Consider the following 25129-nt stretch of genomic DNA (forward strand, 5'->3'; position numbering starts at 1 on the left):
CCTATCCGTGGAGCGAACGTGTCGTACGAAGAGAAGGGCGTGTGGGTCTATCTCGTGGTGAGCCTCGGCACCTACGGGGTCTACCTCGCGGTCATCCTCGGGCGGGCGGACGGCGTCCCCCTCGCCGAGGTGGCCTACGTGCCGCCGATGCTGTGGAGCATCGGCATCGCCATGGCCGCGGCGATCGTCGGCCGCATCACGGTCGAGATCGTGAAACCCAGCGAGAGCCACCGGAGCGACCCGCGGGACAAGGACATCAACCGGTTCGGCGAGTACGTCGGCGGCGGAGCCTTCGCCATCGCCATGCTGGCGCCGTTCGGCCTGGCCGTGGCCGAGGCCGACCACTTCTGGATCGCCAACGCGATGTACGCGGCGTTCGTCCTGTCGGCGCTCGTCGGCTCCTGCGTGAAGCTCGTCGCCTACCGCCGGGGCCTGTAGGCATGGGAAAGCCCACCAAGGTCACCAACTCGATCCGCGCCCTGCGGTTCGCGCACGGAGAGATGACGCAGGCGGAGCTCGCCGAGCGGATCGGCGTGACCCGGCAGACCGTCATCGCCATCGAGCACGGGCGCTACTCGCCCTCCCTGGAGATGGCCTTCCAGATCGCGCGGGTGTTCGGCGCCCCGCTCGACGACGTCTTCCAGTACCCCGGCACCGAGGAGTAGCGCCCCGCACCGCACGGCGCGCGGCGGCCCTCCGGGAGCCCGGCCATGAGGGCCGGGCTCAGGAAACGGCCTCCTGAGCGGGCAGGTAGCCGGGGATGTCCTCGATGCGGCGGTAGACGGGCAGACCGCGTTCCCGGGCGATCCGCACGTCCTGGTCGGCGCCGGCGGACTCGCCGGGCAGCCGCAGCACCGCGTCGCAGTGCCGCAGCAGGCGCTCCGCGGCGGGGTACATGATCTGCCCGGCGACCGGGTCGGCCGGTCCGGTGCCGCCCGCGCCGCGCAGCACGGGCAGTGCGACCCACTCGCCGATCATGGGCACGTGACCGCTGCGGAAGATCGGCCACGCCGCCTCCTCCAGCCGGGCCAGGTTGCGCGCCATCAGTTCCGGGTCGTCATCGGTGCCCGAGCGATAGGGGCCTGCGATCAGAATGAGCATGGCACCGACCCTATCGTGCAACAATCGGAAAAAACAAGGAGAAACGTGCATGCTTGCCGCCCAACGCCGTGACCTGCTCCTCGAACGCCTGCGCACGGACGGCCGGATCATCGCCAAGGACCTCGCCGCCGAGCTCGGCATGTCCGAGGACAGCATCCGCCGTGACCTGCGCGACCTCGCCGCGGCGGGGTTGTGCCAGCGCGTGTACGGCGGCGCGCTGCCCGCGTCGCCCGCGGTGGCCGACTACGCCGCGCGCCAGGACGTCCAGGTGCCCGGCAAGCAACGGGTGGCGGCCGCCGCGGCCGCGCTGGTCGAGCCGGGCGGCACGGTGATCCTCGACGGCGGCACGACCGCACTGGCCGTTGTGCGGGCGCTCCCCGCCGACCTGCGGGCCACCGTCGTGACGCACAGCCCGACCGTGGCCGTCGCGCTGGCCGACCACCGGGACGTGGAGGTCTACCTGATCGGCGGGCGGCTGTTCAAGCACTCGATGGTCGCCTGCGGCGCCGCCGCGATGGAGGCCGTGCGGGGGATCAACGCCGACCTCTTCCTTCTCGGCGTGACCGGCGTCCACCCGGAGGCGGGGCTGACCACCGGCGACGCCGACGAGGCCGCGATGAAGCGCGCCCTGGCGCGCCAGGCCGCCGACACCTACGTGCTGGCGAGCTCGGAGAAGATCGGCGCGGCGTCCCGGTTCGCCGTGCTGCCCCTGGCCGAGATCGCCGGAGTGATCACCGATGCGGGCGCGGACAGTCCCGCGGTGCGGGCGCTGGACGTGCCGGTCATCCATGCCCCGTGACATCCGCCCCGGGATGTCCCCCGCCCGCGGGTCGTACGGCGCCGCAGCACGGCCCGCGGCCCCGGGCGCGGGCCCTAGGCGGGGGTCTCGACCCGGAGCCGGGGCAGGGATTCGGGGTACTTCTCCCGGATGAACGTCACCAGGTGCTCGCGCATGTCGCACCGGAGGTCGAAGGCGCTGGCGGAGTCGGCGGCGCTCATCAGCGCGCGCACCTCCAGCAGGCCGTTGGGCAGGGTGTCGGTGACCTGCAGGACCCAGTCCTTCTGGTCCCAGAGCGGGTGCTCGCGCAGCGCGCGGTAGAGCTCGGTGCGCAGTTCCTCCACCGGGACCGACCAGTCCACCCGGAGCAGCACCGTGCCGATCACCCGGCTGCCGTGCCGGGTCCAGTTCTCGAAGGCGTTGGAGGTGAAGTAGGAGACCGGCAGGACCAGCCGCCGCTCGTCCCACAGGCGCAGGACCACGTAGGTGAGGGTCAGCTCCTCTATCCGGCCCCACTCGTCCTGGACCACGACCACGTCGTCCAGCCGGATCGCGTCGCTGAAGGCGAGCTGGAGCCCGGCCAGCAGGTTGCCGAGAGTGGACTGGGCGGCGATGCCGGCCACCACGCCCGCGATCCCGGCGGAGGCGAGCAGCCCGGCGCCCAGCGCCCTCACCTGGGGGAAGCTGAAGAGCATCGCGCCCAGCGCCACCACGACGACCACCGCCGTGGCGACCCGGCGGACCAGCGCGATCTGGGTGCGGATGCGGCGGGCCCGCCGGTTGCGCTCGCCCTCGACGGCGATCAGCCGTTCCAGGACGACGTCGGTGACCGCGTAGGCGGCCTGGATCACCAGCCAGGTGACGGCGGCGATCATGGCCAGGCCGACGGCCCGCTGGATCGCGGAGTCGGCCGCCGCGTCGGCCATCCCGGGTTCGTAGAACGTGTACACGGTCGCCGCGACCGCCGTGGCGAACCCCGGCCAGGTGCAGCGCCGTACCAGCGGACCGGCGAGGACCCACCGCTCGCCGATCAGCCGGGAGCGCAGCACCCTGCGCACCGCCTCCACGGCCGCGACGGCGGCCAGCACGGACACGAGCATGATCATCCAGTCGGACACCGGCAGCGCCCCTCCCGTCGGCTTTACCGACAGGTGGGTGCCCCTATGGGTGGCACATATTCAGAAGGACTCGTCGAAAGTGACATTCCCCTCAACAGCCACCTGGTAGGCCGAAACTCGGCGCTCGAAGAAGTTCGCCAGTTCCTGCACGTCCTGGAGCTCCATGAAGGCGAAGGGGTTGGCGGTGCCGTACCGGGCAGGCAGGCCGAGACGGGCCAGGCGCTGGTCGGCCACGTACTCCAGGTACCGCCGCATCTGCTCGACACTCATCCCGGGCCGGCCCTCGCCGCACAGGTCGGCGGCGAAGGCCAGCTCGGCCGCGACCGCCTCCTCGACCATCCGGGTCACCTGCGCGCCGAGCTTGTCGTCGAACAGCTCGGGTTCCTCGGCTCGCACGGTGTCCACCACGCTGAAGGCGAACTCCATGTGCATGGACTCGTCACGGAACACCCAGTTCGTCCCGGTGGCCAGGCCGCCGAGCAGGCCGCGGGAGCGGAACCAGTAGACGTAGGCGAACGCGCCGTAGAAGAACAGGCCCTCGATGCAGGCGGCGAAGCAGATCAGGTTGAGCAGGAAGGCCCGCCGGTCGTCCTGCGACTCCAGTCTCCGCAGCCCGCCGAGCGAGTCGATCCAGCGGAAGCAGAACTCGGCCTTGTCCCGGATGGACGGGATGTGCTCGACCGCGGCGAAGGCCTTGGCGCGCTCGTCGTGGTCGGGAAGGTAGGTGTCGAGCAGGGTCAGGTAGAACTGCACGTGCACGGCCTCCTCGAACAGCTGCCTGCTGAGGTAGAGCCGCGCCTCGGGCGCGTTGACGTGCTGGTAGAGGTTGAGGACCAGGTTGTTGGCCACGATCGAGTCGCCGGTCGCGAAGAACGCCACCAGGCGGTTGATCAGGTGGCGCTCCTGCGGGGTCATCTTCGCCAGGTCGGCGAGGTCGGAGTGGAGGTCCACCTCCTCCACCGTCCAGGTGTTGCGGATGGCGGCCCGGTACCGCTCGTAGAAGTCCGGGTAGCGCATGGGGCGCAGGGTCAGGTCCATGCCGGGGTCGAGCAACATCGGGGAAGGCCTCTCGGGAAGTTCTCTTGCGGGCAGGCGGGCGGCTGCGGCAGCCGCCCGCCCGGGGGCGTCTACTGGCAGGCGTCGCAGTACTCGGGGTTCTCCAGGGAGCACGCGACGGCGTCGGGGTCGGCGGCGGACGCGGCGGCCGGCTGGGCCACGGTGGTCTGGGCGATCCGGGTGGCGGGCCGCGAGCGCAGGTAGTAGGTGGTCTTCAGGCCGGACTTCCAGGCGTAGGCGTACATCGAGGAGAGCTTGCCGATGGTCGGCGTGGCCATGAAGAGGTTCAGCGACTGCGACTGGTCGATGTACGGCGTGCGCGCGGCGGCCAGGTCGATCAGCGCCTTCTGCGGCAGCTCCCACGCGGTCCGGTAGAGGGCCTTCAGGTCCGCCGGGACCTCCGGGATGTCCTGGACCGAGCCGTCCGCCCGCTTGATCGCGTCGCGGACCTGCGGGGTCCACAGGCCGCGCGCCTGCAGGTCGCGGACGAGGTAGCGGTTGACCTGGAGGAACTCCCCCGAGAGGGTCTCGCGCTTGAAGACGTTGGAGACCTGCGGCTCGATGCACTCGTAGCAGCCGGCGATGGAGGCGATCGTGGCGGTCGGCGCGATCGCGATCATCAGCGAGTTGCGCAGCCCGGTCTCGGCGATCTTCGCGCGGAGCGCGTCCCACTCGGCCGAGCGGGCGGCGCCGTAGTGGTCGGGGTGGAGCACGCCCCCGGCGGCCCGCGTGTCGCCGTAGGAGGGGTGCCTGCCCCGCTCGGCGGCCAGGTCGGCGGAGGTGCCGTAGGCGGCCAGGGCGATCTCCTCGGCGATGCGGGTGGACAGCTCCAGCGCCCCGGGCGAGTCGAACGGCAGGCGCAGCGCGAAGAACACGTCGGCCAGGCCCATCACGCCCAGCCCGATCGGCCGCCAGCGCCGGTTGGCGGCCTCGGCCTCGGGGGTCGGGTAGAAGCCCAGGTCGATGGTGCGGTCCAGGAAGCGCACGGCGGTCCGCACGGTACGGCGCAGCCGCGCCCAGTCCAGCCCGTCGCCCTCCGGGGACGGGGCCAGGTGGGCGGCGAGGTTGACCGAGCCGAGGTTGCAGACGGCGGTCTCGGCGTCGCTGGTGACCTCCAGGATCTCGGTGCAGAGGTTGGACAGGTGGATGACGTTCTCCGGGCGGGCGGTCTGGTTGGAGGTGCGGTTGGCCGCGTCCTTGAAGGTCATCCAGCCGTTGCCGGTCTGCGCGAGCGTGCGCATCATCCGGCCGTAGAGGGTGCGGGCCGGGATCCGCCGGACGGCCATGCCCTCGGCCTCGGCGGCCCGGTAGGCCTCGTCGAAGGCGGCGCCGTACAGGTCGGTGAGGTGCGGGACCTGCTTGGGGTCGAACAGCGACCACTCCGCGTCGGCCTCGACCCGGCGCATGAACTCGTCGGGGACCCAGTTGGCCAGGTTGAGGTTGTGGGTGCGGCGGGCGTCCTCGCCGGTGTTGTCGCGCAGCTCCAGGAACTCCTCGACGTCGGCGTGCCAGGTCTCCAGGTAGACGCAGGCCGCGCCCTTGCGGCGGCCGCCCTGGTTGACCGCCGCGACGCTGGAGTCCAGGGTGCGCAGCCAGGGGACGATGCCGTTGGAGTGGCCGTTGGTGCCCCGGATCAGCGAGCCCCGGGAGCGCACCCGGGTCCAGGAGACGCCGATGCCTCCGGCGTACTTCGACAACCGCGCGACCTGCCCGTACCGCTCGTAGATCGCCTCCAGCTCGTCGCGCGGCGAGTCGAGCAGGAAGCACGACGACAGCTGCGGGCGGCGGGCGCCGGAGTTGAACAGGGTGGGCGAGCTGGGCAGGTAGGACAGGCTCGCCATGAGGCCGTACAGCTCGGCGGCCTCGGCGACGGTCTCCGACAGGCCGCAGGCCACCCGGAGGAAGAAGTGCTGCGGGCGCTCCAGGACCTTGCGGGTCTCGGGGTGGCGCAGCAGGTAGCGGTCGTAGACGGTGCGCAGGCCGAAGTACTCGAACGCGGTCTCCGCCGTGATCAGGGCGTCCAGCTCGGCGGCGTGCGCGGCGACGAAGGCGGCGGTCCGCTCGGCGACCAGCCCGGCGGCGTGGGTGGCGGCGACGGACTCGGAGAAGGTCCGCACACCGTGCTCGGCGGCCTCGTCGGCGATCAGCCCGGCCAGCAGCCGGGCCGCGGTGCGGGAGTTCTCCGGGTCGGTGATCACCCGGGCGGCGGCCTCCTCGATGGCCAGCCGGCGCTCGGCCGGGCTCTGCCCGGAGCCTCCGGCGTTCGTCCCGGCGCCCGTCCCGGCATCCGTCCCGGCATTCGTCTCGGCCACGGTCTGTGTCACGTGCCACCCCTCGCGTTCCCCGTGCGGTACGGCTCTCGCGGGTGGGCACACGGCTGACGCGGCCCGCGGGCATGCGCCGGGACCGCCCCGTCCGCGGGCCCTCCCTCGAGGCCCTGGACTCCTTCGGCGTGGTCGCGCACGGCGGGCCCGCACGGGACCGGGGGTTCACCGCCCGCCCGCGCGCTCTCGCCGCACTCCACGCGTCACCGGCAGGTCTTCGGACTCACGGGCGCCGTGCCTGTTCCTACTGGCCGTCGCTTCCCAGGTCTCCCCAGTGCTCATCCATGACGGCGGTCGTTCCCGTTCACCGCTGCGGGGCAGTCCCGGAGTCGCACCGGGTTCCCTCTTTCCCCGCCCCTCTCGGGGCGAACCAGCAACGAGGAAGGATCCTACATCTAGTGGCGCTCGGCGCAACCGGTCCCACAACTTGTGTCGGATGCGCTCATCCTGTGGTGGATGCGCTCAGCAGCCCGAACTCGTGGAGTGCCTCCCTCGTGCGCCGGGTCTCGGTGGCCAGCCACGTGCGGAAGTCGTCCCCGCTCAGGTGGACGCGGTCCCAGCCCTCCCGCGCGCACCGGTCCCGCCAGCGGGGGGAGGCGTCGAGGCGGTCGCAGAGCGCGACGGCGGCGGCGCGGTCGCCGTCGTCCATCCCCCGGGGGCCGAGCACTCCGTACCAGTCGCTGTACTCCAGCCGGATCTCCAGCTCCATCAGCGTCGGCGCGTCGATGCCGTCGATCCGGTCCGCGGCGGAGACCGCCAGCGGACGCAGGCGGCCCGCGGCCACCTCCGCGGCGAAGGAGCGGGCCGGGCCCAGGAGCGCGGTGGTCCGCCCGCCGTGCAGGGCCTCGGAGGCGTCGGCCAGGCCGGGGTATCCGGCGTAGTCGAGCAGCCGGGTGTCCACCCCGAGGCACTTGCCGATCAGGCCGTAGAGGACGTGGTCGGGACCGCCCGCCGTCCGGCCGCCCACCACGAGCCCGGCGGGGTCGCGCCGGAGGGCGGCGGCGAAGTCCTCGAAGGAGCGCAGGGGCGAGCCGGTGGAGACGACCAGCGCGGCCCAGTCGCCGACCAGGCGGGCCAGCGGGGTCGCCTGGCCGGCGACCGAGGGACCGCCCGACAGCTCCGCCGCGGTGACCACCGCCATCCCGGTCAGCAGCAGCCTGCCCTCCATGGCGAACGAGACGCCGGGCGCGCCGGGTGCCGCACCGGGGCGGCCGCCCGCACCGGCCACCGCGACCGGCGGCGCACCCGCCGCCGCGACCGGCGCACCACCGGTCCCGCCGCCGGCGTCCGGCCCGCCGCCGGACGCGACCCCGGCCTGCGCGGCCAGCCCGTCGCCGGCCGCGACCTCGGCCAGGGCCCGGGCGAGGCGGGCCCAGCGCTGCCCGCGCACCGGCGGCACGGCGACGGACAGCCTGCCCGTCATCGGCACTCCCGCCCCGCCTCCGGCGCCGGTCAGGCCGCACCCGGCCGCGGCGGCCGCCACTCCCGCGGTGAGCGTGAGGAACCTCCTGCGACGCATCGGCGCCCCTTTCCCAGGGTCTTCCGGTACCTGCAGGTTACAAGTCGGTCACGCTCCGCCATCGGGCGGGGTCGGGGGCGGCTACTCCACCGTGACGCTCTTGGCCAGGTTGCGGGGCTTGTCCACGTCCCGCTCCAGGGCCACGGCGGCGTGGTAGGCGAAGAGCTGGAGCGGGATGCCCAGCAGGATCGGGTCCAGCTCGACCTCGTTCTTGGGCAGCACGATGCAGTCGTCGGCCAGCTTGGGGTCGGCCTTCCGGTGCCCGACCATGATCACCTTGCCGCCGCGCGCCTGGATCTCGCCCAGCGTGGTGAGGTTCTTGTCCAGCAGCTCGTCGTCGGGGACGATCGCCACGGTCGGCATCTCGGGGCCGATCAGCGCCAGCGGGCCGTGCTTGAGCTCGCTGGCCGGGTAGGCCTCGGCGTGCACGTAGGAGACCTCCTTGAGCTTCTGCGCGCCCTCGCGGGCCACCGGGTAGCCGCGGACCCTGCCGATGAACATCATGCTCGGCGCGGCGGCGTACTTGGCGGCCAGCTCCTTGATCTCGGGCTCCAGCGCCAGGATCTCCTTGATCTGGTCCGGCAGGCGGCGCAGGCCCTCGCAGATGCGGCGGCCGTCGGCCGGCGACAGGTCGCGCACCCGGCCCATGTGCAGGGCGAGCAGCGCGAAGGCCACCGCGGTCGAGGTGAACGCCTTGGTGCTGGCGACCGAGACCTCGGGGCCCGCGTGCAGGTAGACGCCGCCGTCGCACTCGCGGGCGATGGCGCTGCCGACGGTGTTGACGATGCCGAGCACCCGGCCGCCCTTGCGCTTGAGCTCCTGGACGGCGGCCAGCGTGTCGTAGGTCTCGCCCGACTGGCTGATCGCCACGTACAGGGTGTCGTGCTCCACGACCGGGTTGCGGTAGCGGAACTCGCTGGCCGGCTCGGCGTCGGCCGGGACCCGGGCCAGCTCCTCGATGAGCTGCGCGCCGATCTGGCCGGAGTAGTAGGCCGAGCCGCAGCCGATGATCTTCACCCGGCGGAAGGACCTGACCTCCCGGGCGTCCATGTTGAGCCCGCCCAGGTGGGCGACGTTGAAGCGCTCGTCGAGGCGGCCGCGCAGGGTGCGGGCGACGGTGTCGGGCTGCTCGGAGATCTCCTTGAGCAGGTAGTGCTCGTAGCCGCCGGTGTCGTAGTGCCCGGTCTCCCAGTCGACGGTCAGCGGCTCCTTGGCGGTCTCCCGGGCGTCGCTGGCGAAGGTGTGGAAGCCGTCGGCGCGCAGCACCGCGAGCTCGCCGTCCTCCAGGTGCACCACCTGGCGGGTGTAGCGGACCAGCGCGGCCACGTCGGAGGCGGCGAACATCTCCTTCTCGCCGATGCCCAGCACGATCGGGCTGCCGTTGCGGGCCACGACCACCTCGCCGGGGCGCTCGGCGTCGACGACGGCGATGCCGTAGGTGCCGACGACCCGCTTGAGCGCGGTACGCACGGCGTCCTCCAGCGAGTCGGACTCCTTGGTGGTCCGGGCGATCAGGTGGGCCAGCACCTCGGTGTCGGTCTCGGAGAGGAAGACCGCGCCGTCGGCCTCCAGCTTGGCGCGCAGCTCGTCGGCGTTCTCGATGACGCCGTTGTGCACCACCGCGATGCGCTCGTCGTTCGACAGGTGGGGGTGGGCGTTCTCGTCGCTGGGCACGCCGTGGGTGGCCCAGCGGGTGTGGCCGATGCCGGTGGCGCCCTTGAAGCGGGCGGGCACGACCGCCGCCAGGTCGGCGACCCGGCCCTTGACCTTGCGCACCTTCAGGCCCTTGTTGGAGACCACCACGCCGGCCGAGTCATAGCCCCGGTACTCCAGACGCTGCAGGCCTTCCAGCAGGATCGGCGCCGCATCCTTCGGCCCTACATAGGCCACGATTCCGCACATTTTTCAGCCATCCCCTCTCATGGACGTCACGTGCTGATTTATGCCTTTTCATCCAGCTACCCGGTCATCCGTAGACGATCCTGCGGAGCTGGCGCACCGAGAGCTCGGGCGCCGCGACCCGGCGGCCCGGCAGCTCCGCGGCGATCCGGGGAAAGATCTCGTCGTTGACCAGCCCCTTCCCCTTGAGCTCGGCGTGGCGCCGCCGGACGAACTCCTCGACCGGCTCGGAGAAGTAGGCCAGCACGTCCGCCACCACCCGCGCCGCCTCCCCGGGCCCGAGCGCGCTCGTCCGGGTCAGGTGGGCGATCAGATCCTCATGCGGATGCCAGGTGGTGGACACAGAGCAGGACGATATGCAGCACAGAGACGATTTACCAAGTTTTCTGCCCGATTTCGGGCAGGGATTGACCACTTCCTCTTTCATCCATATCGCTTTCGTGACTCTCGGTAGTCAATGGCGACCATGGGTAGTGATCGGGACGGGAGGAACTACATATGCGACATCTGGCGGGCACCGCAGTCCTTGCCGCTCTCGTTGTGATCGTCCCCGCCGCCCCGGGGAAGGCCGATCCCCGGCCGGAGGCGCCCGGCGGCAGGCAGGCGGCCTTCGCCGAGGCCGCCCGGGCGTACGGCGTGCCGGAGAGCGTGCTGCTCGCCGTCTCCTACCTGGAGTCCCGCTGGGACGGCAACGACGGCCTGCCCAGCGTCGCCGGCGGGTACGGCCCCATGCACCTGGTCGACGCGGGCCTGGCCGTACCCCGAGGCACCGGAGCACCCGAGGGCGCCGGAGCATCCGGAGAGACCGGCGACCACGGCGATCACGGCGGCCACGTCCACGGGAGCGGGGAGGACCCGCGCGGCGACGAAACCCGGCCGATGGCCCGGCCCGCCCGGCGGCCCGGCCCGGCCGCCGCTCCCCCGCCGGACACCCTGCGCCTGGCCTCGCGGCTGACCGGGATCCCTCCCGAGCGGCTCCGCGCCGATCCGGCCGCCAACATCCGCGGCGGCGCCGCCCTGCTGGCCGAGTACCGGCGGAGGGAGGGCGCGCCCCCGGGCGGCGAACCGGTCCGCTGGTACGGGGCGGTGGCCCGCTACGCGGCCTCCGACGACCCCGGGGCGGCGGCCGCCTTCGCCGACGAGGTGTACGCGACGATCCGCGCCGGGGCCGCGCGGACCACCGACGACGGCGAGCCGATGGTCCTGCCCCCGGACCCGTCGGCGGTCCCGCCGGCGCCCGCGTCCGGACGGCTGGGCCTGCACCGGCCCCCCGCCGCGCCCGGCCCCGACTGCCCTCCCACGGTCGCCTGCCGGTGGCTCCCCGCCCCCTACCAGCGGATCGGGAAGGGCCGGTACGGCAACCACGACCGCTACGAAGGGCACCGGGAGATCGACTACATCGTCGTCCACGACGGCGAGAGCAGCTACCGCTCCATGGTCAACGCGGTGCGCAACCCCCACTACCTGAGCTGGCACTTCACCCTGCGCTCCCGCGACGGCCTCGTCGCCCAGCACCTGCGCGGCCGGGACATCGGCTGGCACGCGGGGAACTGGGACGTCAACTCCCGCTCCATCGGCCTGGAGCACGAGGGCTACGTGGCCAGGGGCGGCGCCTGGTACACCGAGGCGATGTACCGGGCCTCGGCCAAACTGGTCGGCCACCTCGCCCGCACGTACGGCGTGCCGCTCGACCGGGCGCACATCGTCGGCCACGACAACGTGCCCGGCACCACCCGGGCGACGGTGCGCGGCATGCACACCGACCCGGGGCCCTACTGGGACTGGGCCCGCTACTTCGAACTGCTCGGCCGCCCCCTGGACCGCGCGGCCCGCCCCCGCGGGCACTCCGTGATCATCCTGCCCGACTACGCCGCCCACCGGCCGGGCTTCACCGGCTGCGGCGGATCCGGCGCCTGCCCGCCGCAGGGCGCCTCCTCGGTCTGGCTGCACACCGCGCCCTCCGCCGACGCGCCGCTGGTCAAGGACGTCGGCAGGCATCCGACGGGCGGCTCCACCCGCAACGTCCACGACCACGCCGCCCGCGCCTCGGCCGGCCAGCGCTACGCCCGCGCCGGCCGCGAGAACGGCTGGACGGCGATCTGGTACCTCGGCCAGAAGGCCTGGTTCCACGACCCGAAGGGCGCCCGCACCTCCGTGCGCGCCTCCGGCCCGCTGGTGACGCCCCGGCCGGGGCTGTCCTCGGTCAGGCTGTACGGCAGGGCCTACCCCGAGCGGTCGGCCTACCCGGAGGGGGTCGAGCCGCAGCGGCTCGTCCCGCTGCAGTACTCGCTGCCCGCCGGTCAGCTCTACAGCGTCGGCCTGACCCGGCGCGGCTCCTACCTGCGCGCCGTCACCTTCGACGCCTCCCGGCACCTGGTGGTCGGCGGGGAGACGGTCTACCACCAGATCCAGTTCGGGCACCGGTTCATGTTCGTCAAGGCCTCCGACGTCACCCTCCTGCCGCGCTGACCTCCGGGGCCGGCCTCCCGGCGCGTCAGAAGGTCACCAGCGGGTCGCCCACGAAGTCGGCGATGAAGTTGACGAAGAAGAACCCGAAGAACAGGAAGTTGAGGACGAGGATCGCGTAGTGCCACCAGCGCGGGCGGGCGGGGCGGGGCAGGCGGCTGTTGAGGTACATGAGCAGGAACGGGTAGATGAGCGCGCCCAGGTTGGACATGTTCGCCGACCACTGGACCAGGCTGACCGGCAGCGCCTGGTACATGATGACGCCGATGACCACCAGCAGGACGATCATGAACGGGTAGTAGAACCGGCGGGGGTCTCCCTCGATCAGCGCCCGGAGCCGGGGGCTGGTGGCGTGGGCGGCGTCGGTGGCCACCCGGACCATCGCCTCGAAGATGCCGAGCTGGGTGGAGAACAGGATCAGCACGCCCAGCACCAGGGCGACGTAGAACATCGCCGGGCCGTACTCGGCCCGCAGCACGCCCGCGACGAAGGTCGGGACGTCCGCCTGGGTGGGCCGCCGGCCGGAGAGCTCGACCGCGCGCGCCATGAGGATCGTGGGCAGCAGCATGCCGAGGATGGCCCCGACGAAGAACACGCCCCACATGTCGAGCATCAGCAGGCGGTACCAGCGCTTCCACAGCGCCGTGTTCCGGGCGTCCTCGGGGAAGGTGACGCCGCTGGCCAGCAGCTCGCGGCGCTCGCCGCGCAGGCCGGAGATGTATCCGGCCCGGTGGCCCATGCCGTACCCCTTGTCCCGGTAGTGACCCATGACGTACCAGTTCAGGCCGGAGGCCAGGGCGGTGAACCCGGCCAGCGCGCCGAGCTGGGTCGCGGTGATCCCGGCGGGCGGGGCCGCCGGGGTGACGAAGCCGCGGATCGCCTCCCACCACTGGCCGAACGGGACCACGAACAGGTCGATGAGGAGCAGGGCGACCAGGATCGAACCGACCAGGATCCAGTTCGCCAGCTCCAGCGCCCGGCTGATCCGCCGGGCGGACGCGGTGATGAGGAAGACCAGCACGAGCAGCGCGATCGCCCACAGCTTGGGCTCCCCCGCGCCGGCGGGCGGGACCGCGCCGTGGACCAGCGCGTACACCCCCTGCCCGGCGGCGCTCGCCCAGCCGCCCGCGATGAAGGCGAAGATCACCACGAAGACGGAGAGCGGCACCCAGAGCAGGTAGCCGGGCGGCACCCGGCCCCAGCCCACGACCGGCACCTCTCCGGTCGCGACCACGTAGCGGGAGCACTCGACGTTGTAGAAGGTCTGCAGGACCGCCGAGACGAGGATCACCCAGCCGACCCCGACGAAGCCGTACTGCCCGACCGCCTGCGGGCCGAGCAGCCACTCTCCGCTTCCGATGGAGATGCCCAGGGCGATCAGGCTGGGGCCGACCGCGAACTTCAGCAGCTCCTTCGGGCCGAGCCGGGCGACCCCGAAGACCTCCTCGGGCTCGGGAAGATCGGCGACGGTGAGCGCCGGACGGCTGACTCCGAGCGGATGTTCGGTCACGAGGCGCCTCCCGGGTTCCGGCCGTCCCCCGCGTTCCCTCCGAGCGTGCGCCTCCGTTTCCCGCGGATCAAGACCCAATCGCGGCCCGTTCCCGGCCTGCCCGGGGACCCGGTGGATCGTTCGTGCGCGCACGCACTCCCGAAAAGGCGCTAGAGTTTTCCCGTGCCCCGGGCGAAAGCGGCGGGGAGCACGCGGAAGTGGCTCAGTGGTAGAGCATCACCTTGCCAAGGTGAGGGTCGCGGGTTCGAATCCCGTCTTCCGCTCCGGCAGGTCCTCCGGGACCTGGCTGGTGGAGTGGCCGAGAGGCGAGGCAACGGCCTGCAAAGCCGTGTACACGGGTTCAAATCCCGTCTCCACCTCAGCTCGCGAACACCGGATCCCCCGGGATCCGGTAAAGTGATGCAGGTGCCGCGCGGGGTGACCCGACGCGGGCACGCGGAAGTGGCTCAGTGGTAGAGCATCACCTTGCCAAGGTGAGGGTCGCGGGTTCGAATCCCGTCTTCCGCTCTGGTTCACCCGAGGACGATTAGCTCAGCGGGAGAGCGCTTCCCTGACACGGAAGAGGTCACAGGTTCAATCCCTGTATCGTCCACCACGCTCCATGACAGACCAGGCCCGCCTGGTCGGGCAGAGAGCAGAGCCCCAGCTCACGACCAGATCGTGAGACTGGGGCTTTTTGCCGTCCCCGTCCCCCCGCCGCGGGGTTCCGCCCCCCGCCGCGCCCGACGGCCCCTCCGTCGGCCGGTCCGCGGAGGACGGCCGGAGACCCGGTCACTCCTCGCGTCCAAGGATTGAGAACGTGTTGCATGAACATGCGATTTTATGCAAGCCTATTCGCATGTCCAAGGTACTCACCTCCCTTCCGGTAGGCCAGCGCGTCGGAATCGCCTTCTCCGGAGGGCTCGACACCTCGGTGGCGGTCGCGTGGATGCGCGAGAGGGGGGCGGTGCCCTGCACCTACACCGCCGACATCGGGCAGTACGACGAGCCCGACATCGGGTCGGTGCCCGGGCGGGCCGCGACCTACGGGGCGGAGGTCGCGCGGCTGGTCGACTGCCGGGCGGCTCTCGTGGAGGAAGGCCTCGCGGCGCTGGCCTGCGGGGCGTTCCACATCCGGTCGGGAGGGCGCGCCTACTTCAACACCACACCGCTCGGGCGGGCCGTCACGGGGACCCTGCTGGTGCGGGCGATGCTGGAGGACGACGTCCAGATCTGGGGCGACGGCTCCACCTTCAAGGGCAACGACATCGAGCGGTTCTACCGGTACGGCCTGCTCGCCAACCCGTCCCTGCGGATCTACAAGCCCTGGCTGGACGCCGACTTCGTCACCGAACTCGGCGGGCGCAAGGAGATGTCCGAGTGGCTGCTCGCCCGCGGCCTGCCGTACCGCGACAGCACCGAGAAGGCCTACTCCACCGACGCCAACATCTGGGGCGCGACCCACGAGGCCAAGGCGCTCGAGCACCTCGACGTCGGCATCGAGCTGGTCGAGCCGATCATGGGCGTGCGGTTCTGGGACCCGGCCGTCGAGATCCCCGCCGAGGACGTCACGATCGGCTTCGAGCAGGGACGGCCGGTGACGATCAACGGCAAGACGTTCGCGTCCGCCGTCGACCTGGTGCTGGAGGCCAACGCCGTCGGCGGCCGGCACGGCCTGGGCATGTCCGACCAGATCGAGAACCGGATCATCGAGGCCAAGAGCCGCGGCATCTACGAGGCCCCCGGGATGGCGCTGCTGCACGCCGCGTACGAGCGGCTGGTCAACGCCATCCACAACGAGGACACCGTCGCCGGGTACCACAACGAGGGACGCCGCCTGGGACGGCTGATGTACGAGGGCCGCTGGCTCGACCCGCAGGCGCTGATGCTGCGCGAGTCGCTGCAGCGCTGGGTCGGGACGGCCGTCACCGGCGAGGTGACCCTCCGGCTGCGGCGCGGCGAGGACTACTCCATCCTGGAGACGTCCGGCCCGGCCTTCAGCTACCACCCGGACAAGCTCTCCATGGAGCGCACCGAGGACTCCGCCTTCGGCCCGGTCGACCGCATCGGCCAGCTGACCATGCGCAATCTCGACATCGCCGACTCCCGCGCCAAGCTGGAGCAGTACGTCGGCCTCGGCATGCTCGGCAGCCCCCAGCCCATGATCGGCGCCGCCCAGGCCGCCGCGACCGGCCTGATCGGCGCCATGCCCGAGGGCGGCGCGGAGGCCATCGCCTCCCGGGGCAAGGTCCCGGACGCCGACGAGCTCCTCGACCACGCCGCCATGGAATCCGGCACCGACTGACCCGTCGGAGGGCGGCCCGGCGCCCTCCCCCGGACAGGCCTTCCCGCCTGGTGGAATGAGGGGATGAACGATCCGGAGGTGGCGGTACTCGTCGGGTTGCAGGGGTCGGGCAAGACCACCTTCTACCGGCGGGTCCTGGCGGCGACCCACGTCCACGTGAGCAAGGACGACTTCCGCAACGCCCGCAGGCGCCAGGATCGGCAGCTCCGGCTGGTCCACGAGGCGCTGGAGGAGGGGCGCGACGTCGCGGTGGACAACACCAATCCCTCGCCCGGGGAATGGCGGCCGCTCGTCGAGGCCGCCGGGCGGCACGGCGCCCTGGTGGTCTGCTACTGGTTCCCGCCCGACGTGGCCGGCTCACTGGAGCGCAACGCCGCACGGGAGGGCAGGGCCAGGGTGCCCGAGGTCGGCGTCTTCGCCACGCTCGGCCGCCTGCGCCGCCCGCTCCTGGCCGACGGCTTCGACGCGCTCCTCTCGGTCCGCTTCGACGGCCGCGGCGGCTTCACCGTGCGCAAGGACGCCGAACGGCCCTCGGCGGGGGTACGGCGGGCCGCCCCGCCCGGTAGGTGACGGTCCCGGAGCCCGCCCGGTCCGGCCGGGGCCGGGCGATCGCGGTCCTTCTTCGTCCGGCGGGCGTCAGCTGCGCCCATCACGATGCACCATAGAAGCACGCATTATCCGCAATCGCGGTGATGGGTGAGTTTTCGGCTTCGGCGAAGGGGGCGAGCCTGTGCTGCGTGTGGTGGTCGATCCGGAGGTACCCGCGCAGGTGGCCAACCTCATGCGCCGGAACGGCCCGCTGCTCTCCCGCTTCCGGAGCGGCTGGAACCCCGAGGCGCGGAGCGGGGTCGGGGGCGCGGCCCTGGGGGTCCTCGGCGCGACGGGGCTGCTGACGGTCGCGGCCGTCGCGGCGGTGGGCGCGGCGGCGACGCCGCTGATCCTGCTGATGATGGTGGAGGCGTTCGTCCTGCTCGTCCTGTACCTCGCCAAGCGGCCAGCCCCGGCCGACTCCCTGGAGCGCGTCCTGTACCGCCACACGCGCCAGTGGCAGGGCCGCTTCCTGGTGCTGGAGGACTTCGACCTTCCGTCGCGGCAGCTGCTCGGCCGGGTCCAGCAGGCGATCGACCGGATCCTGCGGTCGAGGGTCAACGGCCTGGGGCTGCTGGACAGCGTGCGGAACTCGGTGATGCTCCCGGCGGAGGAGTGGGAGATCGCCCGGCTGCTGGCCAAGCTGTCGGCGCTGCGGACCAGGCACCACGATCTCGCCAGGGGCGGGAGGACCCCCGAGGTGGCCGCGGCGATGGAACCGCTGGAGCGGGCGCTGGCCGCCAGCGAGGCCGCCGTCGCCGCCCGGGTGGAGGCCCTGGAACGCTACGCGCGCCACGTCGCGGAGGCCGACCACGCGCTGCTCTCCCAGCACCAGATCGAGGAGATCCGCGCCCACCTGCCGGAGTACGAGCAGCTCGTCGCCGAGACCGGGGCGAGCACGCTGCTCGCCCCGGAGATCGGGCACCTGGCCCAGGACGCCGACCAGTTGCAGCGGGCGCTGCGCGACAGCGTGCGCTCCGCGCACGAGGCATTCCGCTATCTCGATGGATAGCCGAAAATATAAGCTTTCCTGACTACGGTTCGACGAGAGGGGGAGCCGGCAGGTGCAGCATGTGGTGGTCGATCCGGGGGTTCCCGCGGAAGTCGCCGACCTGTTCCGCCGGAACGGGCCCCTGCTGTCCCGCATCCGGGCCGGATGGACCCCCCAGCCCCCGGCCGGCTCGTCCAAGCTCGCCACCCGGGCCGTTCAGGTCTCCGGCGTGGCCGCCGCGCTCTGCCTGCTGGCCGTCGTCTTCCTCACGGGCGGCGGGCACATCTTCATGTTCGTCACCGCGCTGCTCGCCTTCGTGGCCTTCACCGGCCACCTCGCCGCCAAGGAGCCCCTGGAGGAGGAGACCGCCGGCGAGTACGACGTCTACCGCCATGCCCGCTGGTACGAGGGGCGCTACCTGCTGCCCGAGGACTTCGACCTCCCCGCCGAGCTGCTGCGCGAGCGGACCAGGAAGGCGGTCGGCTCCGTGCTGGGCTCCGGGATCAACGTCAGCGGGCTGCTCGACGACGTGCGGAACTCGGTGATGCTGCCGGCCCAGGAGTGGGAGATCTCGCGGCTGCTGGCCAAGCTGTCGGCGCTGCGGAGCGAGCACCGCGATCTCGCCGGGGGCGGGAGGACCGCCGAGGTGGTCGCGGCGATGGAACCGCTGGAGCGGGCGCTGGCCGCCAGCGAGGCCGCCGTCGTCGCCCGGGTGGAGGCCCTGGAGCGCTACGCGCGCCACGTCGCGGAGGCCGAGCGGGCGCTGCGCGCCCACGAGCAGGTCGAACTGCTCCGCTCCCGGCTGCCCCGGTACGAGGAGCTGCTCGCCGAGACGGGCGCCGACGCCTCCGCCGTACCGGAGATCGACCAGCTGTCGCGGGACGCCGGCAGGCTGGAGGAGGCGCTGCGCGACAGCGTGCGCTCCGCGCACGAGGCCTTCCGCTACCTCGACGGCTCGGCCGGAGCCTGACCCCGCGGCACGTGCGGTTCCGGATCGTGCGGTTCCGGGAAGAGTACGGCTTCGCGGCCCGGAACCGGGCGGCGGCCGCCCTTGCCAGCACCCCCCAAAGAGGCGAGGATTGCTCACATTCCCTGGAGGTGGGCATGCGGATCCGCCTGGACGTCACCCTCGGCGTGGTCGTGCTGGCCGACGTGCTGCGGGTCTTCCTGCCGTCGCTGATCACGCTGTTCGGCCGGGCGGGCAGCACGCCGGCCGAGCTGATGGGCCTGTACGCCGTGGCCTGGTTCGCCGCGGCCTTCCTCGCGGTGCCGCTGGCCCGCCTGGTCCCCGCGCCGCGGATCGCCCTGGGCGCGGGGGCCCTGCTGCTCGCCGCCCGGCTCGCGCTGCAGCTCACCGGCGGCGGGGACCCGCAGCTGTACACGGCCAGCGCGGGTCTGCTGGCGGGACTGGTCTGGCTGGTCGCCACCGCCATGTCCGCCGGGGACGCCCGGCCGGCGCTGGCCGGGGTGGCCGCGGGGCTCGCGGCCTCCACCGTGTTCCACGCGGCGCTGGACGGCATCGACCTGATGTGGCGGCCGGGACCGGTCCCGTGGGTGCTCCTGCTGATCGAACTGTCCCTGTTCGCGCTCTTCCTGCTCCGGTCCCGGAGGCCGGGAGGGGGCGACGGCACGTCACGGCCTCCCGAGAAGGCGAACCCGGCCGCGCCGCGCGCCTGGCTGGCCGTCGGCCCGGCACTGCTGCTGTGGGGCCTGTACACCGGCAACACCGCCTACGCCCAGTCCACGGCGGAGGCCCCCGCGTGGACGGCGGCGATCGTGGCGGGTTTCGCGGTGCTCTCGCTGCGGCCCGCCGCGGCACCGTGGAGGCGGCATCCGCTGGTGCCGGGCGCCGTCCTGGTCGCCTCCGCCGCCGCCTTCGCCCTCCTGCACCTGACGATCGGCGGGATCCACGGCGTGTCCCCGCAGGCGATGGTCGCCGCGCAGGTGCTCGGCCAGCTCTCCCTGGTCGCCTGCCTGGCCTACGCGGCCACGGCCCCGGCCCCCGGCGGTCCCGACCGGCCCGCCGGGCGCGGCCTCGCCGCCGCCGGGGGCATGCTGCTGTTCGTCGTCCTCGTCTTCGGCTACTACGCCGCCTACGACCTCTACCTGCCCAACGACTGGGTGCCGGTCGCCGCCGCGCTGCTGGTCGCCGCCCTGGCCCTGGCCGGGACCGCCCGCCGCCTGGAACCCGGCCCCGCGGCGGGCCCTGCGGCGGGCACCGGGCGGGCCGCCCGGTGGCGGGCGCCGGTCGCGGCGCTGGCCGCCGCCGGCCTGGTGGCGGCCGTCCCGCTCTGGCGGGGACCGGTCCCCGCCTGGAGACCGGCGGACGACGGCCTGCGGGTCGCGGCCTACAACATCCGCATGGGGTACGGCGAGCCGGGCCGCCTCTCCCTGGAGCAGCAGGCCGACACGCTCCGCCGGATGCGTCCGCACGTGATCGTGCTCAGCGAGGCCGACCGGGGCTGGCTGCTCAACGGCGGCCACGACGACGTGCGGCTGATCGCCGAACGGCTCGGCATGCGGTTCGTCTGGGCACCGGCCGCAGACGAGGTGTGGGGCGACGCGGTGCTGACGAACCTGCCGGTCACCTCGGTCCGCAACCACGTGCTCGTCCAGGGCGGCCCCACCGGCGCGCAGGCGCTGGAGGTCGGGCTGAGGTGGGGGGACCGGGAGATCGTCCTGATCGGCACCCACCTGCAGCCGCCGCCCGGCTGGCGCGAGCTCGACCAGGTGGAGCAGCTCGCCGGCATCGTGCGCCGGGCCGCCGAGGACCGCCCGGTGGTCGTCGCGGGCGACCTCAACATCGAGCCGGAGGACCCCGCCTGGCGGGTGCTGCTGGCGGCCGGGCTGACCGACCCGATCGCCCCGGTCCGGCCGTTCACCACCATCCCCTCCCCCGGCGGCTCGGTCGAGCAGATCGACCACGTGCTGGTCACGCCCGGTTTCACCGGCCGGGACCAGGCCAATGTCAACGTCCACCACTCCGACCACCGCCCCATCGCCGTCACGCTCGTCCCCGTTAAGTAGTGTTTGTCTTATGACGGAGGAATCGACACCGGCCGGTTACGGGAACCTCTCGCTCCCGGCGGTCCGGCGATGAGGATCCTGCTCGCCGGATTCGAGCCGTTCGACGGCGCGACGGTCAACCCGTCGTGGGAGGCCGTCCGGATGGTCGAGCAGCTGCACGCGGTGCAGCTGGGCGTGCGCGCCGTCCAGCTTCCCTGCGTGTTCGGCGAGGTCACCGAGCGCCTGCGCGAGGCGATCGTGGAGCACGGCCCCGAGGTGGTCGTCTGCGTCGGCCAGGCGGGCGGCCGCCACGCCGTCACGGTCGAGCGCGTCGCGATCAACCTCGACGACGCCCGCATCGCCGACAACGCGGGCGAGCAGCCGATCGACCAGCCGATCGTCCCCGGCGGCCCGGCCGCCTACTTCTCCACCCTGCCGGTCAAGGCCTGCGTGGCGGCGGCCAGGAAGGCCGGGATCCCGGCGAGCGTCTCGCAGAGCGCCGGGACGTTCGTCTGCAACCACGTCTTCTACGGGCTCATGCACCTGATCGCCACCGAGTTCCCGCAGCTGCGCGGGGGTTTCGTGCACGTGCCGTACGCCCCGGAGCAGGTCCTCGACCACGCCGAGCCCTCCATGCCGGTCGCGCTGGTCGCCGAGGCGCTGACCGCGATCGTGACGGCCGCCGTCCTGCTCCACGACGACCTGCGCCTGGTCGGCGGCGCCATCCACTGAGGGCGCCGCCGGCCGGGCGGGGAACGGGTCAGAGCGGCACGCCGTACACCACGCGCCTGCCGGGGAACTCGCTCACGCTCCACACCTGGTCGCGGACGCGGGTGAGGTCCTCGGGGCCGATCGGGTACGGCCGCCGGGCGAGCTTCTCCCCGGCCACGATCAGGGTGCCGTTGCCCGACGCGCCCGCCGACTGGCTGAGGTACCAGGTGCTCCCCCGGGAGAGCGCCCCCTGGATCTTCGCCCCGGGCAGGGCGTAGGCGTCGAGGGCGTCGGCGACGCCGTCGCCTCCGGCGCGCAGGGTCCCGTCGGCCGCCAGCGGCCAGCGCGCCACCCGCCCCGTCCGGCCGGGCTCGTCGACGTACTCGCCGGAGACCAGCAGATCGGGCGCGGAGTCCCGGTCGACGGCGGCGAAGGAGAACCGGGCCGTGCCGGTCGTCGAGGTCCAGGCGCCGGTCTGCGGCATCACGTAGCGGTAGCCGAAGGCGTTGTACACCCCGTCCTTCCTGCCGATCGTCTCCCCGTCCTCGCCGTTCACCTCGTAGATGTGCCGGGTGTCGAAGACCCGGAACCCCCGGGTCGTGTCGGCGACGTAGAGCAGGTCGCCGTACCAGGCCACGCCCCCGGCGTGGATGTCGATCGGGACGATGCCGCCGTCGGGCCCGACCCCGACCAGCAGGACGTGCCGGTACCGCAGGGTCTGCGCGTTCAGGAACGACAGGCGGATCCCCCGCTCGGGGGCGTCCGCCGGCTTGAAGTACCAGCTCACCACGTACACGTTCCCCGCGACGCCCGCGTCGGCGGAGCCGGTCAGCCCCTGCGGGTACCAGTCGGTGACGTCGTTGTCCCCGGCGTCGAAGCAGTACCAGTCGGCCGGGCGCGGCTTCATCGAGCCGAACGCCCCGGTCCCCCTGGCGCCCCTCCTCGCCGCGACCCGGTTGGCCTTGGCCAGTACGGTGCTCAGCGGCACCCGGTCCAGCTCACGCTCCAGCACCGCGATCCCGGGCGGCCGCCCTCCGTCGCGCCTGAGCCGGAACGGCTCCGCCGGCACGGCCTTCATCACACTCATGCCTCTCCTTCCCCGTGACCACCATTTTGACGGATCATGGTGCGGAGTTCAGCATTATCCGGTCATGCACCCGGTCGTCCGCGCCGGCGCCTCCTGTCCGGGTCGGCCGGTCGTGCGGCCCGGACACGGCGGCAACCGTACGGCACCGCGGGCGCACTCGCCCTGCCACGCCCGCCCGGCGTACTGGATGACACAGGCCGCCGTACCGGGCCCGCCGGTCGCCGGCCCGCGGACCGCGCGAACCGCTCCGCCGGCCCGCACCCACCGGCCGCGGCCGAGCATGCCCCGAATCTGATGATTTGCATCAGCTGTGCGGCCTGCTGACCGATGAGAGGGGGTCAGAACTCCATGAAAGAAACGGACGATCTCATGCCCGCCCTCTCTCGCCTTGCGGCCGTGCTGGCCACCACCGCCACCGCCGCGGCCCTGGTCGCCGTACCCGCCCTGTCCGCACAGGCCGCGGCCAAGGACGACGGCATGCAGCTCGTCGTACCGGCGCTGGCGACGATGCTGCCCGGCCAGCAGGGATGGATCAGCGCCATGTGGAAGGCCACCACCGACGTGTGCGACGTCAGGGTCACCGCGTCGGCACCGGGACTGACCATCGGCTACCCCGCCAACACCGCCACCTACACCTCGCTGTACGAGGCCGACAAGCTGGCCGCCGACGCCATGGACTTCACCGCGCTCAACGTGAGCGTCCCTGCGGGCGCCTCCGGGCCGGTGGAGGTGACGCTGAACGTCTCCTACACCCGGCTGCCGCCCGGCCAGGCCAAGAAGGACGACCCCGCCGTGGTGGAGAAGTTCGACTGCAAGGGCCCCAAGGGCGGCCAGACCGTCACCGCGACGCTGCCGGTCGCCTCGGCCTCCGGCGTCGCGGTGGTGCAGAAGACCGGCGCCGTCACCGTGTCCAAGGACGCCCCCTCCTGGGAGAAGATCGCCTTCGAGGGCCGCAGGAGCGGCCTGAGCGACTTCCGCCTCACCCTCACGGCGCCGCAGGGCCTGGAGGTCGTCTACCCGGGCGAGAGGACCTCGGCCGGCCTGCACACCGGCTCGACCCTGGCCGTGGCGCGCGAGGACTACGCCGCCGTCCGCCTGGACGCCTCCGGCCTGGCCGCCGGCACCTACCGGGTGCCGGTGCGCGCCACCTACACCGGCGGCGGTTACGACGGCGAGCTGACCCTCACCGTCCGGTAGCGCCGTCCCGGCCGGGCCCTGCGGGGCCTTCCCCGAGGGCCCGGCCGTCCCGACCGCCATCCGCCATCCGCCATCCGCCATCCGCCATGAGAGGTCTCCACGTGAAGCGCCGTACCGTCGCCCTGGCCATCGCCGTCCCGCTCGTCCTGGCCGCCGCCGTGATCGTGACCGTGGTGCTCAGATCCGCCGCCGCGCCCGCCGCCGCCGTATCGGGCGGTGTCCCGGCCGCACCGGCCGGCACGGCCGAGCCGGTGGCCGACGCCCGGTCCCAGCGGACCGGGGAGCAGACCGCCGGGACGGACGCGCCGCGGACTCCCGAGGAGATCTACCTGGCCGCCACCGCGGCTCACCTGTGCGCCGTGCAGTCGACCGTCTACAGCGACCCCAAGGAGATGGCCGAGGCCTACGCCGCCGCTCCCGAGTATCCGGGACTGACCGGGGGTCAGATCAGCGAGCTGGACCGGCGGCTGGACGGCGACGCCGCGTTCTCCGCCCGGCTGACCCAGCGGCTGGCCGACACCTGCCGGCCGGCGGCCGCTCCGTAACCCGCGGCCGGAAACTCTTCGGGGAGGCGGCATGAACCAGAGCATGCGGACGGTGTTCCGCGCCGGATCGCGGCTGGCGGGTCACCCACGCGTCTGGCCGGCCTTCCTCCTGCTGGGCGGGCTGGTGGCCGTGACCGCGCCGATCACGACCGGCCTCTCGCCGGTGCTGGACGTGCTGTGCCGGGGACTGGGGCAGGGCGTCTCGGCTCTGGCCGTCGTCGCCGGAGTCCACCGCCACGGCCTGGGCGGGTCCCGGCCGTGGCGGCTGATGCGCGCCGCCGTCGTGCTCGCCTGGGCCGCCACCACGCTGGGCTGGGGCATCGGCTGGGTCTGGTTGCACAGCGCCGTGTCGATGGAGCTGTACCGTCTCGGCACGCTGGCCGCCTACGGACTGTCCCTGGTCGCCCTGGTCTTCCTGAGCCTGCAGGTACGAGGCGTCCGCTGGGCGGGTCTCCTGGACGGCGGCATCATCTGCGTCGGCGTGGCCATGCCGCTGTGGGCGCTCCTCCTCGGCCCGGCCGTCGGCCAGGGCGACCGCCCCGGCACCGGGTTCTTCCTCGCGCTGGCCACCCCGGTCATCGACCTGTTCGCCTGCGGCGTCATCGCGCGCATGGCCCTGGACCACGACCGCGCGCCCTGGCTCAGGCTGCTGAGCGCCTCCTACATCGTGCTGTTCATCGCCGACGGCGCCTACCTGCTGGACCAGGTCGCCGACCGCCCGGTCGGCCCCGCCGCCACGGTCGGCTGGCTGGGCTGGGCGGTCCTGGTCGGGGCCGCGGCTCTGCACCCGAGCGTCGCCGGCACCCGCCGGGAGCGGCCGGCGGCCGTCTGCGGCAGGGGGCGAGCCAGGATCTTCCTGGCGCTGGCGTTGCTGAGCCCGCTGGTCTCCGTCCTGGGCCAACTGCTCATCCACGCCGACCTCACCCCCCACCCCCACAACGGCATCGTG

General features: G+C 72.9%; 22 protein-coding genes, 4 tRNA genes and 1 riboswitch. Of the genes, 17 read left to right on the top strand and 9 right to left on the bottom strand.

What is annotated here, in order from left to right; genetic code table 11:
- Window positions 1-18 precede the first annotated feature (18 nt).
- Together FHS22_RS34075 and FHS22_RS34080 are read left to right on the top strand one after the other, a co-directional pair.
- On the top strand, window positions 19-438 hold the full coding sequence (locus FHS22_RS34075) for a hypothetical protein (protein WP_184948318.1): 420 nt from the start codon (window positions 19-21) through the stop codon (window positions 436-438).
- Window positions 439-440: 2 nt separating this feature from the next.
- Window positions 441-665: a helix-turn-helix transcriptional regulator gene (locus tag FHS22_RS34080; protein ID WP_184948319.1), complete on the top strand. Its 225-nt coding sequence runs from the start codon at window positions 441-443 to the stop codon at window positions 663-665.
- A 58-nt stretch (window positions 666-723) separates the two neighbouring features.
- On the opposite strand, the gene FHS22_RS34085 is transcribed toward FHS22_RS34080, so the two are convergent.
- Window positions 724-1101, bottom strand: coding sequence for a DUF4406 domain-containing protein (locus FHS22_RS34085; protein ID WP_184948320.1), 378 nt, complete (start codon window positions 1099-1101; stop codon window positions 724-726).
- A gap of 49 nt (window positions 1102-1150) precedes the next feature.
- Here FHS22_RS34085 and FHS22_RS34090 point away from each other — a divergent pair, with 49 nt between their 5' ends.
- Window positions 1151-1900 (top strand): DeoR/GlpR family DNA-binding transcription regulator, encoded by a 750-nt coding sequence (locus FHS22_RS34090; protein ID WP_184948321.1) that lies wholly within the window; start codon window positions 1151-1153, stop codon window positions 1898-1900.
- A gap of 74 nt (window positions 1901-1974) precedes the next feature.
- Here FHS22_RS34090 and FHS22_RS34095 read toward each other — a convergent pair whose 3' ends face one another.
- The 6 genes from FHS22_RS34095 to FHS22_RS34120 form a co-directional block, all read right to left on the bottom strand.
- Entirely contained in the window at window positions 1975-2997 is a 1023-nt protein-coding gene (locus tag FHS22_RS34095; protein ID WP_184948322.1) for a mechanosensitive ion channel family protein, read from the bottom strand.
- A 60-nt stretch (window positions 2998-3057) separates the two neighbouring features.
- Window positions 3058-4053: a ribonucleotide-diphosphate reductase subunit beta gene (locus tag FHS22_RS34100; RefSeq protein WP_184948323.1), complete on the bottom strand. Its 996-nt coding sequence runs from the start codon at window positions 4051-4053 to the stop codon at window positions 3058-3060.
- 71 nt (window positions 4054-4124) lie between these two features.
- The gene (locus FHS22_RS34105) at window positions 4125-6377 is read right to left on the bottom strand and encodes a ribonucleoside-diphosphate reductase subunit alpha (RefSeq protein WP_338048072.1); all 2253 of its coding nucleotides are present in this window, start codon (window positions 6375-6377) and stop codon (window positions 4125-4127) included.
- Between the two features lie 191 nt (window positions 6378-6568).
- Window positions 6569-6767, bottom strand: a riboswitch (cobalamin riboswitch).
- A gap of 52 nt (window positions 6768-6819) precedes the next feature.
- On the bottom strand, window positions 6820-7896 hold the full coding sequence (locus FHS22_RS34110) for a Bug family tripartite tricarboxylate transporter substrate binding protein (protein WP_184948325.1): 1077 nt from the start codon (window positions 7894-7896) through the stop codon (window positions 6820-6822).
- A gap of 81 nt (window positions 7897-7977) precedes the next feature.
- Window positions 7978-9786: a glutamine--fructose-6-phosphate transaminase (isomerizing) gene (glmS, locus tag FHS22_RS34115; protein WP_338048073.1), complete on the bottom strand. Its 1809-nt coding sequence runs from the start codon at window positions 9784-9786 to the stop codon at window positions 7978-7980.
- Between the two features lie 76 nt (window positions 9787-9862).
- The gene (locus FHS22_RS34120) at window positions 9863-10138 is read right to left on the bottom strand and encodes a hypothetical protein (protein ID WP_184948327.1); all 276 of its coding nucleotides are present in this window, start codon (window positions 10136-10138) and stop codon (window positions 9863-9865) included.
- 155 nt (window positions 10139-10293) lie between these two features.
- Here FHS22_RS34120 and FHS22_RS34125 point away from each other — a divergent pair, with 155 nt between their 5' ends.
- On the top strand, window positions 10294-12264 hold the full coding sequence (locus tag FHS22_RS34125; protein ID WP_184948328.1) for an N-acetylmuramoyl-L-alanine amidase: 1971 nt from the start codon (window positions 10294-10296) through the stop codon (window positions 12262-12264).
- 25 nt (window positions 12265-12289) lie between these two features.
- Here FHS22_RS34125 and FHS22_RS34130 read toward each other — a convergent pair whose 3' ends face one another.
- Entirely contained in the window at window positions 12290-13771 is a 1482-nt protein-coding gene (locus FHS22_RS34130; RefSeq protein ID WP_184948329.1) for an Nramp family divalent metal transporter, read from the bottom strand.
- A 191-nt stretch (window positions 13772-13962) separates the two neighbouring features.
- Between FHS22_RS34130 and FHS22_RS34135 the strand changes: the two genes are divergently transcribed.
- The 10 genes from FHS22_RS34135 (at window position 13963) to pcp (ending at window position 21372) form a co-directional block, all read left to right on the top strand.
- Window positions 13963-14034: transfer RNA gene (locus FHS22_RS34135), tRNA-Gly, on the top strand.
- Window positions 14035-14059: 25 nt separating this feature from the next.
- Window positions 14060-14130, top strand: a tRNA-Cys gene (locus FHS22_RS34140).
- Window positions 14131-14206: 76 nt separating this feature from the next.
- Window positions 14207-14278, top strand: a tRNA-Gly gene (locus tag FHS22_RS34145).
- Window positions 14279-14291: 13 nt separating this feature from the next.
- Window positions 14292-14366: transfer RNA gene (locus FHS22_RS34150), tRNA-Val, on the top strand.
- Window positions 14367-14609: 243 nt separating this feature from the next.
- Window positions 14610-16055: an argininosuccinate synthase gene (argG, locus tag FHS22_RS34155; RefSeq protein ID WP_184948330.1), complete on the top strand. Its 1446-nt coding sequence runs from the start codon at window positions 14610-14612 to the stop codon at window positions 16053-16055.
- A 63-nt stretch (window positions 16056-16118) separates the two neighbouring features.
- The gene (locus FHS22_RS34160; protein WP_184948331.1) at window positions 16119-16625 is read left to right on the top strand and encodes an ATP-binding protein; all 507 of its coding nucleotides are present in this window, start codon (window positions 16119-16121) and stop codon (window positions 16623-16625) included.
- A gap of 160 nt (window positions 16626-16785) precedes the next feature.
- Window positions 16786-17655, top strand: coding sequence for a hypothetical protein (locus FHS22_RS34165; protein WP_338048074.1), 870 nt, complete (start codon window positions 16786-16788; stop codon window positions 17653-17655).
- 52 nt (window positions 17656-17707) lie between these two features.
- Window positions 17708-18604, top strand: a complete 897-nt coding sequence (locus FHS22_RS34170) for a hypothetical protein (protein WP_338048075.1) — start codon at window positions 17708-17710, stop codon at window positions 18602-18604.
- Between the two features lie 134 nt (window positions 18605-18738).
- The gene (locus tag FHS22_RS34175; RefSeq protein WP_184948332.1) at window positions 18739-20661 is read left to right on the top strand and encodes an endonuclease/exonuclease/phosphatase family protein; all 1923 of its coding nucleotides are present in this window, start codon (window positions 18739-18741) and stop codon (window positions 20659-20661) included.
- Between the two features lie 69 nt (window positions 20662-20730).
- Window positions 20731-21372 (top strand): pyroglutamyl-peptidase I, encoded by a 642-nt coding sequence (pcp, locus tag FHS22_RS34180; protein WP_184948333.1) that lies wholly within the window; start codon window positions 20731-20733, stop codon window positions 21370-21372.
- 28 nt (window positions 21373-21400) lie between these two features.
- On the opposite strand, the gene FHS22_RS34185 is transcribed toward pcp, so the two are convergent.
- Entirely contained in the window at window positions 21401-22438 is a 1038-nt protein-coding gene (locus FHS22_RS34185; protein WP_184948334.1) for a hypothetical protein, read from the bottom strand.
- 369 nt (window positions 22439-22807) lie between these two features.
- Here FHS22_RS34185 and FHS22_RS34190 point away from each other — a divergent pair, with 369 nt between their 5' ends.
- The 3 genes from FHS22_RS34190 to FHS22_RS34200 all read left to right on the top strand — a co-directional run.
- Window positions 22808-23635, top strand: a complete 828-nt coding sequence (locus FHS22_RS34190; RefSeq protein WP_184948335.1) for a hypothetical protein — start codon at window positions 22808-22810, stop codon at window positions 23633-23635.
- 101 nt (window positions 23636-23736) lie between these two features.
- Window positions 23737-24180, top strand: coding sequence for a hypothetical protein (locus tag FHS22_RS34195; RefSeq protein WP_184948336.1), 444 nt, complete (start codon window positions 23737-23739; stop codon window positions 24178-24180).
- A gap of 31 nt (window positions 24181-24211) precedes the next feature.
- On the top strand, window positions 24212-25129 hold a 918-nt coding region (locus FHS22_RS34200), incomplete at its 3' end, for a hypothetical protein (protein WP_221474467.1).

Origin of the sequence: Thiemannella venezuelensis (assembly GCF_014203605.1) — a bacterium.
Lineage (GTDB): Bacteria > Actinomycetota > Actinomycetes > Streptosporangiales > Streptosporangiaceae > Planomonospora_A > Planomonospora_A venezuelensis.